The organism is Rhodobacter sp. P2_H5 (assembly GCF_056403335.1).
Map to the genome: position 1 here is coordinate 1 of NZ_JBFUFS010000062.1, position 1,201 is coordinate 1,201.

General features: G+C 60.4%; 2 protein-coding genes. Both read right to left on the bottom strand.

Features of this window, described 5'->3' with window-relative positions:
* A partial coding sequence (locus AC1DVR_RS23435; RefSeq protein WP_478003033.1) for a hypothetical protein occupies window positions 1-1,007 on the bottom strand: 1,007 nt, incomplete at its 3' end.
* The coding region (locus AC1DVR_RS23440) for a hypothetical protein (RefSeq protein ID WP_478003034.1) at window positions 997-1,201 on the bottom strand (205 nt) is incomplete at its 5' end. The genes AC1DVR_RS23440 and AC1DVR_RS23435, both read right to left, overlap by 11 nt.

Below are 1,201 nucleotides of genomic sequence, written 5' to 3' on the forward strand. Positions count from 1 at the left end.
GGGCAACGGCGCTGAAAAACGTCTGAACCGTTCGCACCGTACCGCGCCCCGCAGTGGCGACATTGCAGGATGTAGACGATCTGGTTGTGGTCAGTGCCCGGCTGTCCGGTGCGGGACAGCACTTCCTGACTATTGCGGTTCACGTAACCTGTTGCCGTGGTTGAGGATCTGCGAGGGCCTTTACTCTTTGGGCGGGAGCGGGGCTTGTCAGTCGGGGGCCAAGTGGTTCCGAGAATCCAGCCTTCGACCTGAGCTGTCATCGCCACACTTTCCGGCTGGGGCGGCGCAAACGCCTGTTTGATTTCACCGCTGATATCGGCCTCCTGGAGCCAACGCGCGATTGCATAGGCATCGTGCTGGTCCTGAGTTCTTGCCTCGCTGCCATAGAGGCTGCTCCACAGCCTCGGATAGGCCTCGAGGATCACGGAGGCGTCCTGAGCAGGTTCCCAACCATCAAAAGGCCAGAAATGGACTTGCGGGCGAGCCTGTCGAATTTTGCGAAGCCATGGGATGCCGGCATGGGTTGATTTGGCGACCGTTCCCTGAACGTCGAAATGGAAAACTGACTTTGCCGATCCGGCAGCCTCTTCGGTCAGCCGCCGCCAATGCCTCTCTCCTTGCCGCGCCGCGCCATTCCCAACTGACCCGTCGCGAACGAAATCGACATAAGTGTGCTTGCCATCTGTCGGCCAGTGCGCACAGAAATCGTCGAGGAAATTCGGCCAATTGGGCTCAAGGCCATGCCGCTCGAAATAACGTATGGGGAATGAAAAGCCGTGATCAATGCCGACTACAGTCGGCACCGATCCATCCAGGGTGTCGATCAGCCAATCGGCGAGGCTGTGCCTTGTCCAGTATCTCTTGGGGCCGGCGGGCGGCAATACCTCTTCGGCGACGCTGTCGCCCGAGGTTTGATAGACGCGCAGCCCTTTCAGGCTGGCCTCGGCGGTTTCTGCCCCTGAATAGTCGATGCCGATGGTGCGACGGAATCTGCGATTACCCATCATTGGAAGCTCGCCTGAAACTGTGTGGCGGTTCTTCAATGCGGTCGCCCGTCCCGAGATCGGCAATCGACAGCAAGGTGGCGCGCATCCAGGCAGGCGCTTGGGCGGCGCTTTTGGCGAGGGTCTTCTTGTCGCTGTCAGTGAGGCTTCGGGCAGCGACCTGCAACACATCTGCAGCCCGCGCCGCACCCACATGG